This is a genomic window from Streptomyces sparsogenes subsp. cuspidosporus, assembly GCF_039532705.1.
GTDB classification, from domain to species: Bacteria; Actinomycetota; Actinomycetes; order Streptomycetales; family Streptomycetaceae; genus Streptomyces; species Streptomyces sparsogenes.
This window is the reverse complement of record NZ_BAAASD010000057.1, coordinates 1-14,837: the sequence shown is the minus strand read 5'-3', so window position 1 is coordinate 14,837 and position 14,837 is coordinate 1. Positions and strand designations below refer to the sequence as shown.

16 protein-coding genes and 6 pseudogenes are annotated in these 14,837 nt (G+C 66.3%); 9 read left to right on the top strand and 13 right to left on the bottom strand.

Features of this window, described 5'->3' with window-relative positions; genetic code table 11:
• Window positions 1–446: 446 nt before the first annotated feature.
• Complete coding sequence (locus ABFY07_RS38465; RefSeq protein ID WP_346178922.1) at window positions 447–1,610, bottom strand: epoxide hydrolase family protein; 1,164 nt, start codon at window positions 1,608–1,610, stop codon at window positions 447–449.
• 102 nt (window positions 1,611–1,712) lie between these two features.
• Between ABFY07_RS38465 and ABFY07_RS38460 the strand changes: the two genes are divergently transcribed.
• Window positions 1,713–2,312: a TetR/AcrR family transcriptional regulator gene (locus tag ABFY07_RS38460; RefSeq protein WP_346178921.1), complete on the top strand. Its 600-nt coding sequence runs from the start codon at window positions 1,713–1,715 to the stop codon at window positions 2,310–2,312.
• A gap of 85 nt (window positions 2,313–2,397) precedes the next feature.
• Here the strand turns inward: ABFY07_RS38460 and ABFY07_RS38455 are convergent, their stop codons facing one another.
• Together ABFY07_RS38455 and ABFY07_RS38450 are read right to left on the bottom strand one after the other, a co-directional pair.
• A complete protein-coding gene (locus ABFY07_RS38455) occupies window positions 2,398–2,832 on the bottom strand; it encodes an integrase core domain-containing protein (protein WP_346178920.1) in 435 nt (144 codons plus the stop codon).
• A 105-nt stretch (window positions 2,833–2,937) separates the two neighbouring features.
• Complete coding sequence (locus tag ABFY07_RS38450; protein ID WP_346178919.1) at window positions 2,938–3,228, bottom strand: hypothetical protein; 291 nt, start codon at window positions 3,226–3,228, stop codon at window positions 2,938–2,940.
• A gap of 855 nt (window positions 3,229–4,083) precedes the next feature.
• Here ABFY07_RS38450 and ABFY07_RS38445 point away from each other — a divergent pair.
• Window positions 4,084–4,482 (top strand): integrase core domain-containing protein, encoded by a 399-nt coding sequence (locus ABFY07_RS38445; protein WP_346178918.1) that lies wholly within the window; start codon window positions 4,084–4,086, stop codon window positions 4,480–4,482.
• A gap of 57 nt (window positions 4,483–4,539) precedes the next feature.
• On the opposite strand, the gene ABFY07_RS38440 is transcribed toward ABFY07_RS38445, so the two are convergent.
• Window positions 4,540–4,842, bottom strand: a complete 303-nt coding sequence (locus tag ABFY07_RS38440; RefSeq protein ID WP_346178917.1) for a hypothetical protein — start codon at window positions 4,840–4,842, stop codon at window positions 4,540–4,542.
• A gap of 490 nt (window positions 4,843–5,332) precedes the next feature.
• On the opposite strand from ABFY07_RS38440, the gene ABFY07_RS38435 reads away from it, so the two are divergent.
• Window positions 5,333–6,325, top strand: coding sequence for an AraC-like ligand-binding domain-containing protein (locus ABFY07_RS38435; RefSeq protein WP_346178916.1), 993 nt, complete (start codon window positions 5,333–5,335; stop codon window positions 6,323–6,325).
• Window positions 6,326–6,556: 231 nt separating this feature from the next.
• Here ABFY07_RS38435 and ABFY07_RS38430 read toward each other — a convergent pair.
• A pseudogene (locus tag ABFY07_RS38430) lies at window positions 6,557–6,655 on the bottom strand (integrase core domain-containing protein); the annotation flags it as partial.
• Window positions 6,656–7,391: 736 nt separating this feature from the next.
• Here ABFY07_RS38430 and ABFY07_RS38425 point away from each other — a divergent pair.
• Window positions 7,392–7,673, top strand: a pseudogene (locus tag ABFY07_RS38425) (IS5 family transposase); the annotation flags it as partial.
• Window positions 7,674–7,699: 26 nt separating this feature from the next.
• Here the strand turns inward: ABFY07_RS38425 and ABFY07_RS38420 are convergent.
• Window positions 7,700–8,041 (bottom strand): DUF5713 family protein, encoded by a 342-nt coding sequence (locus tag ABFY07_RS38420; RefSeq protein ID WP_346178915.1) that lies wholly within the window; start codon window positions 8,039–8,041, stop codon window positions 7,700–7,702.
• A gap of 125 nt (window positions 8,042–8,166) precedes the next feature.
• Between ABFY07_RS38420 and ABFY07_RS38415 the strand changes: the two genes are divergently transcribed.
• The gene (locus ABFY07_RS38415; protein ID WP_346178914.1) at window positions 8,167–8,643 is read left to right on the top strand and encodes a hypothetical protein; all 477 of its coding nucleotides are present in this window, start codon (window positions 8,167–8,169) and stop codon (window positions 8,641–8,643) included.
• A 12-nt stretch (window positions 8,644–8,655) separates the two neighbouring features.
• Here the strand turns inward: ABFY07_RS38415 and ABFY07_RS38410 are convergent, their stop codons facing one another.
• Both ABFY07_RS38410 and ABFY07_RS43315 read right to left on the bottom strand, forming a co-directional pair.
• Window positions 8,656–8,871, bottom strand: coding sequence for a hypothetical protein (locus ABFY07_RS38410; protein WP_346178913.1), 216 nt, complete (start codon window positions 8,869–8,871; stop codon window positions 8,656–8,658).
• Between the two features lie 229 nt (window positions 8,872–9,100).
• A pseudogene (locus ABFY07_RS43315) lies at window positions 9,101–9,313 on the bottom strand (Mu transposase domain-containing protein); the annotation flags it as partial.
• Between the two features lie 290 nt (window positions 9,314–9,603).
• Here ABFY07_RS43315 and ABFY07_RS38405 point away from each other — a divergent pair.
• Window positions 9,604–9,882: a hypothetical protein gene (locus ABFY07_RS38405; RefSeq protein ID WP_346178912.1), complete on the top strand. Its 279-nt coding sequence runs from the start codon at window positions 9,604–9,606 to the stop codon at window positions 9,880–9,882.
• 75 nt (window positions 9,883–9,957) lie between these two features.
• A complete protein-coding gene (locus tag ABFY07_RS38400; protein WP_346178911.1) occupies window positions 9,958–10,308 on the top strand; it encodes a hypothetical protein in 351 nt (116 codons plus the stop codon).
• Window positions 10,309–10,317: 9 nt separating this feature from the next.
• Here the strand turns inward: ABFY07_RS38400 and ABFY07_RS38395 are convergent, their stop codons facing one another.
• Window positions 10,318–10,968 (bottom strand): transposase, encoded by a 651-nt coding sequence (locus ABFY07_RS38395; protein ID WP_428837082.1) that lies wholly within the window; start codon window positions 10,966–10,968, stop codon window positions 10,318–10,320.
• Between the two features lie 326 nt (window positions 10,969–11,294).
• Window positions 11,295–11,858 (bottom strand): annotated as a pseudogene (locus ABFY07_RS38390) (transposase family protein); the annotation flags it as partial.
• Window positions 11,859–12,195: 337 nt separating this feature from the next.
• Between ABFY07_RS38390 and ABFY07_RS43310 the strand changes: the two are divergent.
• Together ABFY07_RS43310 and ABFY07_RS38385 are read left to right on the top strand one after the other, a co-directional pair.
• Window positions 12,196–12,426 (top strand): annotated as a pseudogene (locus ABFY07_RS43310) (IS21-like element helper ATPase IstB); the annotation flags it as partial.
• 2 nt (window positions 12,427–12,428) lie between these two features.
• Window positions 12,429–13,036: pseudogene (locus ABFY07_RS38385) on the top strand (transposase); the annotation flags it as partial.
• A 12-nt stretch (window positions 13,037–13,048) separates the two neighbouring features.
• Here ABFY07_RS38385 and ABFY07_RS38380 read toward each other — a convergent pair.
• The 3 genes from ABFY07_RS38380 to ABFY07_RS38370 all read right to left on the bottom strand — a co-directional run bounded on the left by ABFY07_RS38380 (window position 13,049) and on the right by ABFY07_RS38370 (window position 14,671).
• Complete coding sequence (locus ABFY07_RS38380; protein WP_346178909.1) at window positions 13,049–13,432, bottom strand: hypothetical protein; 384 nt, start codon at window positions 13,430–13,432, stop codon at window positions 13,049–13,051.
• Between the two features lie 217 nt (window positions 13,433–13,649).
• Window positions 13,650–13,856 (bottom strand): hypothetical protein, encoded by a 207-nt coding sequence (locus tag ABFY07_RS38375; protein ID WP_346178908.1) that lies wholly within the window; start codon window positions 13,854–13,856, stop codon window positions 13,650–13,652.
• 182 nt (window positions 13,857–14,038) lie between these two features.
• Entirely contained in the window at window positions 14,039–14,671 is a 633-nt protein-coding gene (locus ABFY07_RS38370) for a hypothetical protein (protein ID WP_346178907.1), read from the bottom strand.
• Between the last annotated feature and the right edge of the window lie 166 nt (window positions 14,672–14,837).

The following is a 14,837-nucleotide window of genomic DNA, read 5'->3' as shown; positions in this document are numbered from 1 at the left end:
ACGTCTCCAAGGCAGTCGTGCTGCCGTTCGCCACGTACGACGAGGAGTTGCAGATGCCGGTCTCCTGCACGACGGTCCGCTGCCGTGGATGCCGACGCACACCCCGACCGTCCACGACGGCAGTGTGTCGAATCCGCCGCTGCTCGTCGAGGGCCCAAAGGACTGATGCCGTGATGCCCGCCGTTCTCCTGATCGCGGCCCGCCACGCGCCCACGATCTGTGCCTCGCGCTGGACCTGCCGTTGATGCCCAAGCATGTCGAAGGCACCCGCGCGAAACTCAAACGCCTGGTAAGTCTCGGATTCCTCGACGAGACCGAACCCGGAGTGTTTGCACAGCCCCGGCATTCAGGCCCCGACAGGCGCCGCCGACCAGCAATCCTGATCCAGACCAACGGGCAAAACGTTAGAAGACGCGCCTATTGCCCGCTGAGCTCGCGCGTTGGCGTCAGGAACGAAGGGTGCGCAGGCCGGTGCGGATTCCGCTGACAAGGATCTCCGGCTGTTCCAGGGCCGCGAAGTGCCCGCCCTTGTCGGCCTCGCCGTAGTGGATCAGATTGCTGTAGGTGTCTTCGATCCAGCTGCGTGGCACGCGTGGGATGTCCCTCGGGAAGACGGTCACCGCGACCGGAAGCGTCACCTTCGGGCCGGCGAAAGTGAGCGATCTGTTCTCCCAGTAGATACGGCCGGACGACGCTGCGCTGTTGGTGAACCAGTAGAGGGAAATCGTGTCGAGCATGTCGTCGACGCTGAGAGCGTCCTCGGCGAGCCCGTGGTTGTCGGTCTTGGACTGGAACTTCTCATAGATCCAGGCCGCCTGGCCCGCGGGAGAGTCCGCCAGGGCGAATCCGACAGTCTCCGGCTTCGTGCCCTGAAGGTGGTTCGACCCGCCGAGATCACCAGCGTAGAGGGCGAGGGTCTCCACGGCGTAGCGCTGTTCGGGCGACAAGGTGTCGGGAATCTGTACGGGAAAGGCGTACTGGGTGTTCAGATGAATTCCGAGAAGCCCCTCAGGTTGCATGGCCCCGAGGGCGGTGGTGACGACGGCACCCCAATCGCCGCCTTGCGCGGCCCATCTCGTGTAGCCGAGACGCTTCATCAGCTCCACCCATGCGCTTGCGATGCGCGCTACAGTCCAGCCGGTCTTCGTGGGCTTCTGGGAGAATCCGAACCCGGGCAGCGACGGGACGACGACGTCGAATGAATCGGCGGCATCCCCTCCGAACGCAACCGGATCCGTCAGCGGGCCGATCAGCTTCAGGAACTCGACGATCGATCCCGGCCATCCATGCGTGAGTATCAGCGGCATCGCGTTGGGATACTTGGACCTGGCGTGGATGAAGTGGATGTCCAGCCCATCAATCTCGGTCAGGAACTGGGGGAAGCGATTGAGCTCGGACTCGAAGCGCCGCCAGTCGTAGCCGCGCTCCCAGTAGTCGACCAGGGACCTGGCGTTCTCCAGGCGAACCCCTTGCGACCAGTCGCCCACCGTTTCCGGATCCGGCCACCGGGTTCTGGCCAGTCGCTGCTTGACGTCGTCGATCTCCGATTCCCGGATCGAGACGGTGAACGGGCGGACGAGGGCCGAGGTCGGCGGCGTCGGTGCGGCCATTGCCTTCTTCTCTTCTCTTGAGCTTCGAAGCGCAGCGCAACTCTCCACTGCACACTGCTGTACAGCCAATCTCACTGTACACCGATGTGCAATACTGGTGCTGTGCCCACCGAGACCTCCCGCGTGCGCTCGATGATGGAGACACGCGATCGCATCCTCGACGTCGCCCTCACTGTGCTGGGAGAGAACCCCGACGCCGGAATGGGCGACATCGCCTCCGCTGCCGGCGTCGTCCGTCGCACGGTCTATGACCACTTCCCCTCGCGCCTCGACCTGGTTCGGACACTCACGGAACGGGCCGTCATCGAGATGACGGCCGTGCTCACTGAAGTCAACGCCTCCGGCGCGGAAGCGGACGCGACGTGGGTCGAATTCATCGCCCGCGTCTGGCCGGTGGCGCACCGGTACCGAGTGCTGTTGGCGCTGCGCCGTGGCGAGTACGGCGAGGCGATCCACGGCCTGCTCGGGCCGGTCGACGACCTCCTCGCCGACCTGGTGAAACGGGGCCAGGACGGCGACGTGTTCGCACGGCACCTGCCGGCGGGCATTCTGAGCCAGGTTGCCTACGGCGTCGTGTTCGCCATCGCGGACAGCGACCTGTCGAACGGGACCCTTGGCGCCCGAGCAGCGACGATCACGAGCCTGCTGATGCTGGGAGTTCCCGAGACGCGCGCAATCGCTCTCATGGGCGACCAGCACTGACCCGCAGCACTCGAGCGGAGCCGCGGACCGCCCCGCTCCGGACACGACATCGTCACCGCACCCCTGAAGGGTGTCAATATTCCGATCAAGCTGCTGAGCTGGGCGTTTCCTGTGGATGGTGAGGCAGTCGGGGCGGCAGGGTGTGGTACTCGTTGAGCAGTCCGCCAAGTGCTTGGCGGCGCCTGACCGTGGGCGCGGGCAGGTGGACAACGTTCGGGTCGTCGTCGGGTACCCGGAGCCCGAGGCTGCGGTGGGCGCGTCCCGCGTTGTAGTGCTCGGCATACGTGGTGAGGACCGTACTCAGGTGGCGTTCGCCGGTGATGAGGAGGCGGTCGGTGCACTCTGCGCGGGCTGTGCGTATCCATCGTTCGGCGAATGCGTTGGACCGGGGGCTTTGCGGTGGCGTCGGGATGACGGCTGTGCCGTTGCCGGCGAAGACGGCATCGAATGCGGCCGTGAACTTGCTGTCCCGGTCACGGATGAGGAACCGGAAGCACCCACCCCTGTCGCCGAGGTCCATGAGCAGATTGCGAGCGAGTTGGGTGACCCATGCGCCGGTAGGGGATCAGGATGCGGTCGGTGGTCTCTCGGCGACATGATCCGATCCAGCGTTCTGCGATTGAGTTCATCCGGGGTGCCTGGGGCAGTGTCGGGATGACCCGCACGCCGACCGCTTGGAAGACGGCGTCGAAACTGTCGGTGAGTACGGGCCGCGGTCCCGGATGAGGAACCTGATCGACTCCGCGCGGTCGCCGAGGTCCGTAAGGTAGTTGCGTGCCTGCTGAGCCATCCACGGGCCGGTCGGGTGTCGGGTGATGCCGGCGATGTGCACCCGCCGGTTGCCATGGTCGATGAAGAACAGCACGAACCAGCGCCGCAAGAAGGCGGTCTCGATGTGAAAGAGGTCGGTGGCCACGATCGCGGAGGCCTGGGCCTTGAATAAGGTAGCCCAGGAGCGATCCGTGCGCTGCGCCGACGGGTCAATCCCGGCCTGTGGGTGCCGGGAATTATGTCACCTGGGCTGACCTGCTGCTTCGGATCTGCCCAGATCTCGGGAGCAGCGAGCCGTTTTGAGGCAGCGTGCTGGTCATGGTGATACGGCTGATCTACCTGCTCGCCTGCCAAGCCTTCCGAGGGCTTGCCCTGCTCGCCCGCTCCAATGCCTCGAAGAACGCAGAGATCTTGATGCTCCGGCATCAACTCGCCATCGCACGCCGTACCCAGCCACGGCCCCGCTTCTCCTGGAGCGACAGAGCCGTCATGGCGGCACTGCTCCGGCTCGTCACCAAGCAGCAGCGTACCCAGGTGGCCTTGCTGGTCACTCCGCGATCGGTCCTTCGCTGGCACGCACGGCTCATCGCATGGAAGTGGAACTACCCCTCCCGTCATCCGGGCCGACCACCCAAACCAGAGGCCCTGCGCCAACTGGTCGTGCGTCTGGCGCGGGAGAACCCTGGATGGGGATACCGCCGCATCCACGGAGAGCTCCTCGGCCTGGGTCGCAAGGTCGCCGCCTCAACCGTCTGGTCCATTCTGAAGCAAGCAGGGATCGACCCGTCGCCGCGGCGTGTGGACTGCTCCTGGGCCGCTTTCCTCAAAGCCCAGGCCTCCGCGATCACAGCCACCGACCTGTTCCACATCGATACGGTCTTCCTGCGGCGCTGGTTCGTGCTGTTCTTCATCAACCACGGCACCCGGCGGGTGCACATCGCCGGCATCACCCGCCATCCGACCGGCCCCTGGATCAGGTCAGCAAGCACGGAACTACCTCATGGACCTCGGCGACCATGCCAAGTCGATCAAGTTCCTCATCCGGGATCGCGGCGCCTACTTCACCGACAGCTTCGACGCCGTATTCCAGGCGATCGGCACGCACGTCCTTCCCACACTGCCCCGAGTACCGCGCATGAACGCCATCGCGGAACGCTGGATCGGATCATGCCGACGCGAGGCAACCGACCGCATCCTGATCACAGGAGAGCGCCACCTACGCCTCGTCGTCAGTGAGTACGCAGATCACTACAACCAACACCGGCCACACCGAACCCTCGGACAACGGCCGCCGGACCGACTCACCGAACCCGAACCGCCCACCGCCACCGACAACACTCGCATCCATCGACGCGATCGACTCGGCGGCCTCATCCACGAATACACGCAGGTCGCATAGAGTGACACCGTTTCCGGCACCCACAGGCAACGAGGGAGAGCCGGCCTCAGGCACAGCTCAAATGACGAGGGTCACGCGCAGGAGGTACTGATGGAGAGGATAGGTTCCTCCCACAAAGAGGCACTGGTAGAAGACCCTGTACCCCTGCGGCGAGTAATAGGCCACGTAGTAATTGCCGCGGGCTACGCATTCCGGATAGAGGTACACGCCCACGTTGTACGTCCGCGACGCGTAGCTTGCTGCGTTGGGCGCGGCTACGGCTGCAGGAGCCGAAATGGCGACTCCTCCGAACGCGATGGCAAGCGCGGACAGTGCCGCGGCAATCCTTTTCTTCCTGGCCCTTGTTCCTTTGGTGCTCATGGGGGTGCCTCCAAACGCTCGTGCACGCCATGGCGTCCTGATGATGTGCCGCTGCGGCAGCACACTCCTTCTGCCACGGGTGATTGACAACTGTGACAGGAAAAGACGAGCTGGGGCTCTTTCCGGGACCGGAGCCCTGTGTTCCCCCGCATGGCCCGCTTCCGAGTCACTGAGATGCTGCAGCCCCACTGTCACATGCGCCGGGCGGCCTGGTCCTTAGCCGAGAGCGCAGACATCCTGCGCATTCAGCGCACGGTGGCCCGGACGTCGCTCGGCGAGACCCCGTACGTCCTGCGGCAGGCCCGACTGAAGTCCGCAGTACGGAAGAGGTCCATGGCCCCGGTGTCCGAGGTGGGATCCGGGGCCCACCGGGGTGAAGGCTGGCTGGCGGGAACTGCATGCGGCCGACCCCATGGCCACATGGCCCTGAACCTACTACTCAGCCAACTCCTTTGCCGGGCAATATCGTTGTATGTCAAGTCTCAGGGAGATGGCAGCGAAGGACGCCAGGGCGGCGGGGCCAGTGGTGGCGGTGGACACCGACGACATTGCGGTGCCGGACCGCTTCGGCTGGTGGAACGACATGGTCGGCCACGAGGTCATGCCTGTGTCGATCCGGAGTCCGCACGCAGACCGTTTCCGGGGCTGGGTAGAAGCCGTGGGGCTCTCGCACAGCCAGGTCGCGGCCTTCGACTTCTCCCCGATGACCGCCCGGCGCTCCCCCGCCCACATCCGCCGTGGAAACCCCGAGGACTACTTCCTGCTGTTGGTCCGGGAAAGCGCGGTCCGCCTGGAGCAGGCGCGCGGCGTCGCGTGCCTCGGTCCCGGCGATATGGCCCTGTTCTCCAGCTGGAGGCCGCTGACCTGTGACTTCCTGGACAATAGCGGCCCCGTCCGACTAACCCTCCTGCGCATCCCCCTCGCTCTCCTCCCCTTGGCCGGAGGCCGCGCCGACCGCCTTCTGGCCGAGCCGCTGCCCATCAAGTCCGGCTCCGGCGCCCTGCTGGGCCCGTATCTGACCTCCCTGCCGAAGGCCGCCCGCACCGCGGGCCCCGTCGAGCTTGCCCGGCTCGGCGCCATTGGGGTGGACCTGGCCGCGTCCCTTCTTGCGGCGCGGATCGGCGACCAGCACTCGCTCCCCGCCGAGACCCGCAGAACGGCACTCCTCGCCGGGATCAGCGCCTTTATCGACCACCACCTCACCGACCCGTTACTGGACCCGGCAGCCGTCGCCGCCCACCACCACATCTCGGTACGCACCCTCCATCAGCTCTTCCAGGGCGAGCCGGAGTCCGTCGCCGCCACCATCCGGCGCCGCCGTCTGGAGCGTTGCCACGCCGATCTGACCGAGCCCCGCCTGCGTCACCGCACGATCGGCGAGACCGCCCTGCGCTGGGGATTCCGCCACCCGGCGGACTTCAGCCGGGCCTTCCGCAGGACGTACGGGGTCTCGCCGAGCGAGGTCCGGGCCACCGTGCGCTGAATGCACAGGAAGTCTGCGCCTCTCGGCTGAAGACCACGCCGCCCGGTGCAGGCGACAGTGGGGCGTGCCGCGCTGAATGTGCTCATTGATCAGGCCACCAAGGATACGGGCCTGGAGTAGCCGTCCTGGGGTTTTCAAGCCGCTCAGCAGCGCGGTGTGGTGGTCAGCGAGTGGGGGTAGTTGCTCTCGGGCCTGATGCGGCCGATGCCCGTTGTAGTGTCCGGCGTAGGTGCTGAGAACGTGGAGAGCCTGACGCTCGCTCCAGAGCACCAGGTGGTCGAGGACCGCGCGCCGTAGCGTCCCGACAGCCCTCTCACCATGTGTGTTCATCCGCGGGGACTGCGGGGCGGTCTTGAGGATGGCGATGTGGAGGCGGCGTGTGCCGTGCTCGAGGAAGATCAGTGCGTAGACGCGGCGAAGATCCACCAGGTCGATGTGCAGGAAGTCGCAGGCGATGATGGCTCGGCCTGGGATGTCAGGAACTCACGCCCTGTCGGCCCGCCGCGGCGGGGAACAGGGTCGACCCCGGCTGCCGTCAAGATCTTCCATACCGTGGCCGCGCCGATCCTGTGCCCCAGCCGGGCGAGCTCCCCCTGGATCCTGCGGCAGCCCCAGCACAGGTTCTCCCGCGCCAGCCGCAGCACTAACTCCTTCACAACTTCCGCCGTCGCTGGCCGGCCCGGCTTGATCCGGCACGCACTGTAGCCCCACCTCCGTGCAACGAGACGCCGATGCCAGCCGAGCAAGGTCCCCGGTGTCACGGGGAACACCTGCGCCCAGCCACGCCGAGGTATCAGCGAAGACAACGCCGCGAACCACAACGGGTCCGCCCACTCATACCGCATCGGACTCGACAGTTGCCTGGGCAGCACCGCGTTCTCATGCCGGACCACGAGCAACTCGGCGTCTCTGGCCATCCGCCGACGCAGCAGCACCGCTGGGACCGACAGAAGCGTCCGCGTGACCTGATACACCTATGAGACGATCACTGCACATGGTCCCAACGAGCCCGCAGATCCCGCCAGACCGCCTACGACCTGCAGCGACGCATTTCTGAACGGCACACGATAAGGCGTACGGCTCCCGCGGGAACTGCGCCTACCTGCGCAGACGCGGCATAGGCTCCACCATCCCGGAGAAGGCTGACCAGGTCCGCAACCGCAAGAAGCTCGGCTCTCGCGGAGGCCGTCCGCCGAAGTTCGACAAAGCCGATTACAAGGAGCGCCACGCGGTGGAATGCGGCATCAACCGCCTCAAGCGCCACCGCGCGGTGGCCACGAGATACGACAAGCTCGCCGTCCGCTACGAGGCGACCCTGCTGATCGCAGCCCTCAACGAATGGCTCTGACCTGCAGATGGCCTTCCGGTCGTCGCTCACCAGTCCCGGGTGGCGATCAACTCCTCTACATCCACATCCGTGAACCCGTATGCTGACGCGACAAACCAGAAGTCCTCAGCGATCACCTCGCGCGCGACCGTCTCGATCTCACTCCCGGCTGCCTCGAACTCCGCTTCCAGACTGTTGAATTCCTCCGTTGCGGCCTGGGTGAGCGCATACAGAGCCTCCAGACCCGACGGCTGCTCAGCCTCAATCCGCTCGCAGAGCCGCAACAGGATCGACCTGCCCCGGTCGACGACGTGATCGGGGAAGTACGAGTCCGCATACATCTGCCGCAGGAACACGTGCCCTGCTACCTGCTGGTTCGTGATCGGCATGGCGCTTCCCCATCCCCGTAGAAGAACTGACGCGCCGATCATGCACGACACCACTGACAACGACGCCGCCCACGTACGCCAGGCCGGTCGCCCAGCACTTTCACAACAGGTCGTAGATTCAGCGAGTGTTCGAACGAGTGAGTGCTGAAGAGTCCGCGGCACTGGAGGCGCTCGCCGGGAAGGTCCGCAACGAGCTGGCGGCCGCGGGACTGCCCGTGCTTGCCCCGGGGCTGGACCCGGTCCTGGCCGGTGGCGCCGAGGTGGACATCGACGACGGTGCCGACGCGGCAGGCGGCGTGTTCGTGGCCTGGCAGGCAAGCCCTCGCCTGCGGGCTCGCGCGCGCCGCGCGTTCGGGCTGAAGCAACTGGACGAGCCGGTCCTGCGGCACTCCAGTGCGGTCGGGGCCGCGATGATGCAGGCGATGGCCGCGGTGTTGGCCTCGGCGGGCTTCAGTGTCGAGGACGCGCCCGACGAATACCGCCCGCAGCAGCTGCGGGTCCTTGCCGGACCGTCGTCCAAACAGCAGCCGGTCTGGTCGCTTCGCGACGACGGGTTGGCCTTGCCCGGCTGGCATGACGCTCCCGTCGGCGGTGCCGACTGAGACCACCGCGGATCACGGTGTCGTGAACCCGGACCAGGCGGAGGTGCCCGGCTGCAGGCTGTGGGTCTCACCGTGGCGGATCGGCTCGACCCGGTCGTGCTCACCCTGATGGTGCAGGATCGAAAGCGGGTCGCCCTCGGCGAAGCGGCCCACCGTCGCCGCGGTGCCCAGAGCCCGGTCGACGTCGGCGCTCCCGTGCAGCTTCGCCAGGGCGACAGCGTCGGCCATTTCGCCCAGGTCCGGCGGACGCCAGTCGCCGCGGCCTCGACCAGCCAGGCCGCGCCGCCCCCGGGCCGATCGCCAAGAACTGGGCCTCGGCCGGGTTCGTCGCCCAGGGCGTGCGCTCGCCGCGCGGGGCGTCTGAGTAGTGCTCATCGGCAATCCGCGGACTGTCCGGCGTCGAGCGAAAGTAGCGGGCGACCTCGATCGCGCTGCCCGCGACCATCGCGGTCACGATCAGTTCGTCGCCGTGGAAGCGGACCCAGACGCTCTCGTCGACGAACTCGTGCGGGACCGAGTAGCGGACCGACTCGACCGAGATCGTGGAGTCCTTGCCGACCCTTCGGATCTCGCCGAACGTGGCCTTGAACGGCTCCTCGGGCACCGGGTACAGCCGCAGCCACTCCTCGGCCGGGATCCGGCGGTGAACGCGGCCGTTCACCCCCGTCATGAAGTCCTCGCAGGCAGATCCGCCCATAGCAGGGCACGTCCCGCACAGCCACCTGCATGGGTTCTCGTCTACTCGGTTCGCTCTACCTCAACCATGCCTCACCATCGCCTCCTGTACTTGGTCCTGCTCGTCCATCTCAAGCTCAGCGAGTGACTGCTTTACGTTGGCGATCAGCCGACGCACTCTACGGATCGGCTCTGGTCCACTTTCCGTGGAGGCTCACGGAAAGTGATGTCGGTGGTGTGTGGTGGGATGGCCGGACTCTGCCGTCGATCTGCTGGGAGACCGTCGTGACGTCTTCGTACTCGTCCCTGACTCGTGCCCTGGCCGAGGCTTTGGTCGATGTCCTGTGGTTCATCGACGGCAGTGAAGACGAGCAGATGGATCAGGACGAAGCGGTCAAGGTCATGGAGGGCGTCGCCCACGTGGTCAGCACGCTGCCGAGTGATCAGCAGCAGGAGCTGATCGCCCTACTCGGGGAGATGGCAGCTGCCGAGACCAACCCCGCTCGCCGTGAGTTCCTGGAGGAGTTCCCGGAGGGCTTCGGGCTCATCGACGATCTGTCCTGAAGGATCTCAGCTTGCCGCGCAAGGCCGGCACCAAACTGTGCCGCGGCGGGTGATCCTCCACCCAGACTCATCACCATGAACTCGACGATGTTGGATAGCGGCATGGTGAGACGCAAGAAGGAGAAGAAGAAGCGGCCCGCCTGGGGCATTCCGAAGGGGATCTTCCTGTTTGCGACGCCGGAGGGCTGGCGCACCAGCGTCCTCACCGAAAGCGGAAATCTCTGTGGGCGGCTGGACGTGCCGATCCACACCGACCCGCAAGACGCGCGGGCTGCGGCAGCGGTGATGGTGACGGAACTCGCGCGCGACTTCCACGACACCGACGTGGAGGTGAGCTGGGATCCGCCCCTGGAGCCCTGGTCATGGACCGCCCAGGTCACCCTCGCCGCCGAAAACGAACCACTTTTGCCGGACGCTGAGAGCTGAACGACAAGCTCAGGAGTAGAGCAGGACGCGCTTGCGGAGGAGTTCGAAGCCGGCTCGGCCGAACATCTGGCGCTTGAGCATCTTGATCCGGTTGACATGGCCTTCGACGACTCCGGAGTTCCACGGCTGCGAGAGTCCGGCAGTGACGGCGTCGAGGTCGCGTTCCAGGTGCCGGGCGAAGCGCTGGAGGCTGGGCAAGTCGGCGTTGGTTGCCGCTTCGATCCATGCCGGCAGTTGGTGGCCTTGCAGCTGGGTCAGCATGTGGGCGAAGGAGCGCACATGCTCGGCGAGTGCGTCCAGTTCGGGGCAGTTGGCCAGCACGGCCTTGAGCTGGAGTCGGTCGCTCTGGGCCAAGGCGTCGGGGTGGGTGAGGATCCAGCGAGTGACGGCGCGGGCGGTTGGCGGCCGACGGCCGACCGGCTGGGGCTTGCCGCGTAGGTTCCGGCTGACGTAGGCGCGGACGTTGCCGTAGCTGTCCGGGTAGCCCTGCGCCTTGATCTCCTCCCACAGTTTCCAGGCGTTGGTGCAGCCTTCGTGCCATCTCTGGTCGAGGTAGGGCTTGTAGGCGTCGAGCTTGCTGGGGCGACTTTGCCACTGGCCGGTGAACAGCCGCTCCGGCTCGGTGGCGCGGGAGAAGCGGAGAACGGTGTTGAGGCCCATGCCGAGCTGCCGGGCGATGGCCCGCTTGCTGTGGCCGGCGGCCAGCAGGGCGTGGACAGTGGCATGCTTGGCGCGGGTGCGTTCGGCGAATCGGTGTCCCGTTGGCCACGGCGAGGATGCGGGCGATTCCGACACCTGGTCTGGCTCCTGCGGTGACTCAGGTGCGGGCCGCAGACAAGCGCGGTGCCGGTAGACACACTTCTCGGCGGCTTCGCCGAGGTTGTGCCAGAGGTGCCATCGGTCGGCGACCTGGAGGGCTTGCGGGGCGCACGGGTGGCGCCCTCCGCGTAGAAGAGGGCGCGGTCCCGGCAGATGATCTCGATCCCGGGTCGCTCGGACAGCCAGGCCGCGAGGGTGTCCGCTTCCCGGTCCGGCAGGAGGTCCACGGGCCGGCGTGTCTCGACGTCGACGAGTACGGTTCCGTAGATCCGGCCCTTGCGCTGGGCGTATTCGTCGACGCCGAGCACGCGGGGAGTGGCGATGGGCGGATCCGGAAGCGAGGTGATCAGCCTCAGCAGGGTGTTCCGGCTGACTCGGACCCCGAAGGCGTCCGACATTCGGGCGCCGGCCCGTCCCGCGAGCGCGAGACCGACCGAGACGAGCGTCGATCGCAGCCGTTCCGTCCGGCGAGCGAATCGACGGGTGAGGCCGGGCACCTGCTCGGCAAACGTCTGACGCGGGCAGGAGCCTTCCGCGCAGACGAACCGGCGCACCCGCAACGACATGACGACGAGCTTGCCCGACGTGGGTAGATCGCGGGGAAAGCGCAGGTAAGAGCCGTGTATTCGACTCGACCAGCACCCGCAGCCCGGACAGGCCGCCCGCTTGGCCGTGGACCGGGCCTCCACTCTTACGACAGCGTCTGCCACGTCGACCGACTCCACCGACATGTTCTCCACCGACCCGAACAGCAGCTCGTCCAGCTGCGGCCGCACGTTGTTCACGGCGCAGAACTGTCGATGCCCTCATTCTCGGGCAGGTCGATTTTTGGGCGATGTCACCCGCCTTCGAACGACGACCAACCGTCACGCTGCGTACGCGACCACAAGAAGTGGACCAGAACCTCAGAAGCGAGAGCACTTGTCGGTGGGTTTCGGCATCACTCGGTGTCCGTAGAGCGCATGAAAGTCGATGAGAAGTAAGAGCACCCGCTGTGGTGCAGTGCACCGACCAGCTCCTGCGGTTCCGCCGGCCAGACCGACCCACCCCTTCGTAGAGGAGAACACCGTGTCCCTTCCCCGCCAGCGTGGACTCACCGAGCAGGCCGCCACCACCGCCGTCGACCAGGCATGCCGCATGCTCCGCCTCCCCACCATCCGCTCTCAGTTCCCCGACCTCGCCGAGACCGCGAGCCGTGAGCAAATGTCCTACCTCGGCTTCCTCGCCGAGCTCCTCCTGGCCGAGTGCGACGACCGGGCCCGCCGCCGCTCCGAGCGCTGCATCAAGGCCGCAGGCTTTAACGGAGCATCGCTACCGAAGCGGACCGTATCCGTGGCATCTTCCGAGCCGAGTGGGCCCGCCACTCGCCGCTGGTCGAAGAAGCCCTCGGGAAGCAGATGCTCGCCCTCCTGGTGCAGCTGGAGGCGGCCTGCGTGGCTGCCGACGACCTCACCGGGGCGGTCGAAGACGCTTTCCCTCAGCACCCCGACGCTGGCATCCTCCTCAGCTTCCCTGGCCCCGGCGTCCAGCTCGGCGCCCGGGTGCTTGCCGAGGTCGGCGACGACCGCAATCGCTTTGCCGACGCGCGCGCCTGAAGGCATACGCAGGCTCATCGCCCATCACCAGAGCGTCTGGGAAGAAGTGGAGCGTCTCCCGGCGATGGGTGAAGAACGACCGACTCAACCACGCCGGCTACCTCTGGGCCTTCGCTGCCATCACTCGATCACCCGGGGCCAAGATGCACTACCGGCGACGCCGCGACCACGGGGACTGGCATTCCGCGGCTCAGAGGAACCTCTTCAACCGCATGATCGGACAGCCCTACTGCTGCCTGCAGCACAACCGGACCTACGACGAGGCCGTGGCCTTCCCAGAGAGCGGTGCCGCCGCGCCGGCAGTTGCGGCCTGAACCATCGAGCCTTCACCGAACAACACGAATGTCTGGCAACACCAAGGCGTCCACGCCTTCCCGGGCGAGAACGGTCCGCGCCAGCTCGCGTACAGCACTCCACCCGGGGTCGCTGCCAAGAGCCGCTGTCGTCCACCGGTTCGTGGTCTCATCGCGTGTCATCCCGTCGAAGATGGAGTCGATCACCCGCAGGTCGGGCAGCGCGTCACGGCGGAGGAGCCCTTCCTCCACCAAGCGGTCGGCCATACGGAAGGCGTGCTCGAAGTCGAGGGCGATCTCGTCCGTCACGACACCGTGTTTCTTCAACCACGTTGTCTGGTCCGATGCCGGTGCCGCCATCACCGTCAGCGACTCGATCAGGAGGCGCCGACGAAACGAAGAACCGTGAGTATCCACAGCGGGATCATCCCACTCGCTCGGAGAAAGATCCGCCCGTTCGACCGGCCCCCAGCAGCCCGCTTGACGCGTTAACCGCCTGAGGTGTCTCGAAGTAGGGCAGGGGCATGACGTGCATCTCCTCTCGCTCTCCGTGGTTGAGGGGCCACTGCGACCGCCCCGGCCCGGCAGGTGCGGGTCCGGGGCGGCACAGAGTGCGCTCAACTCGGGGCGGGGGTCAGCTGGCCGTCGCGATGCCGTCGCGCAGGTGGGTGCGCGCCCAGTCCAGCAACGAAGCCTGATCGGCGTCCGAGCTGGTCAGTGCGTCGGTGAGGTAGCCGACGGCGCGGTCCAGTTCCTCGCTGGCGTCCTGCCAGACGCCGATGCTGGACCAGCCGAGGACGTCGCGGACCTCTTCGACCAGGTTGATGGTCCGCCGACTCAAGGAACTACGGGCTCCCGACGCAGAGGAGATCGCCCAGCTCAAGGGCGACGTCGAGTCACTGGTCGGCGCACTGCACCAGTCGATGGCAGAGAACTGCCAGCTGCGCCAGCAGGTGGCTGAGGGCGTTGGGGTGGTCCGGACGCTCCCCACGTAGCGAAGGGTCGGAGTAATCGGCACCACCACTATCCAGGCGGCTGTGGCAGAGCGATGGGCATCACTCGGTTGTTGTCCAGATGGAGAAGCCCCCGCCCGACCCGCCGGTTGAGCTCCACTTCTTGGCGAGGTACCCGTGCTCCAATGACCTCGCCATCATATGCTCCGCGAGGCCCCAACAGGACGCCACGCCGCGCACGTTGGGCATACGCTCCGAAACCCCGATAGGCGCTAGCAAAGGCCTCTTCCGTATCTCCGGCTACCACGAAGGCCAGGTCACCGGGCCGCTGCTTCAGAACGTCATCCATCCACTCGTCAGCATTGGTGACATCAAACAGAACCTCGATGTCGTCGAGCAGGATCACAACGCTGGAGCCGCAGGCCTGTGCTTGTGCCGCGCGCAGATCCTCTGCAGTGAAATCGGGGTCGGTGAAGACTTTAAGTACGCCCGCTTGCCCCATCAGGGTTCGCACTGGTGACTGGCGCGGCGCGGCCACAATGAGATGAGTGCCGTCTTTGAGCAGGGAGAGCCCCATTGTGAGAAGCAGCGTGGATTTACCTGAGCTGGCCGGGCCTGCAATTACGAAAGCAGGCACCCCATCAGACAGATCGACGCCGATCGCTTGTAGTTCGTCACCGCCGAGACCGATCAGAGCCGACATCCTCCCCGGGTCGGTGGGCCATAGACGCCAGACGTGATCGGCTGACACTGCTCCACTACGACGCGGACTTCGAAACCATCGCCAAAGTGACCGGACAACCCCACCAGTGGATCGCCCCACGCGGCAGTGTCGACTGACAAGGACAACGGCCACCATGGACCACACC

What these genes read in the sequence shown, in the direction of transcription:
- ABFY07_RS38465 (WP_346178922.1), bottom strand. Translation starts at nt 1,610, where the DNA reads ATGGCCGCACCGACGCCGCCGACCTCGGCCCTCGTCCGCCCGTTCACC.
- ABFY07_RS38455 (WP_346178920.1), bottom strand. Translation starts at nt 2,832, where the DNA reads ATGGACCTCGGCGACAGGGGTGGGTGCTTCCGGTTCCTCATCCGTGAC.
- ABFY07_RS38445 (WP_346178918.1), top strand. Translation starts at nt 4,084, where the DNA reads ATGGACCTCGGCGACCATGCCAAGTCGATCAAGTTCCTCATCCGGGAT.
- ABFY07_RS38440 (WP_346178917.1), bottom strand. Translation starts at nt 4,842, where the DNA reads ATGAGCACCAAAGGAACAAGGGCCAGGAAGAAAAGGATTGCCGCGGCA.
- ABFY07_RS38435 (WP_346178916.1), top strand. Translation starts at nt 5,333, where the DNA reads ATGGCAGCGAAGGACGCCAGGGCGGCGGGGCCAGTGGTGGCGGTGGAC.
- ABFY07_RS38420 (WP_346178915.1), bottom strand. Translation starts at nt 8,041, where the DNA reads ATGCCGATCACGAACCAGCAGGTAGCAGGGCACGTGTTCCTGCGGCAG.
- ABFY07_RS38410 (WP_346178913.1), bottom strand. Translation starts at nt 8,871, where the DNA reads ATGGCCGACGCTGTCGCCCTGGCGAAGCTGCACGGGAGCGCCGACGTC.
- ABFY07_RS38400 (WP_346178911.1), top strand. Translation starts at nt 9,958, where the DNA reads ATGAACTCGACGATGTTGGATAGCGGCATGGTGAGACGCAAGAAGGAG.
- ABFY07_RS38395 (WP_428837082.1), bottom strand. Translation starts at nt 10,968, where the DNA reads ATGGGCCTCAACACCGTTCTCCGCTTCTCCCGCGCCACCGAGCCGGAG.
- ABFY07_RS38370 (WP_346178907.1), bottom strand. Translation starts at nt 14,671, where the DNA reads ATGTCGGCTCTGATCGGTCTCGGCGGTGACGAACTACAAGCGATCGGC.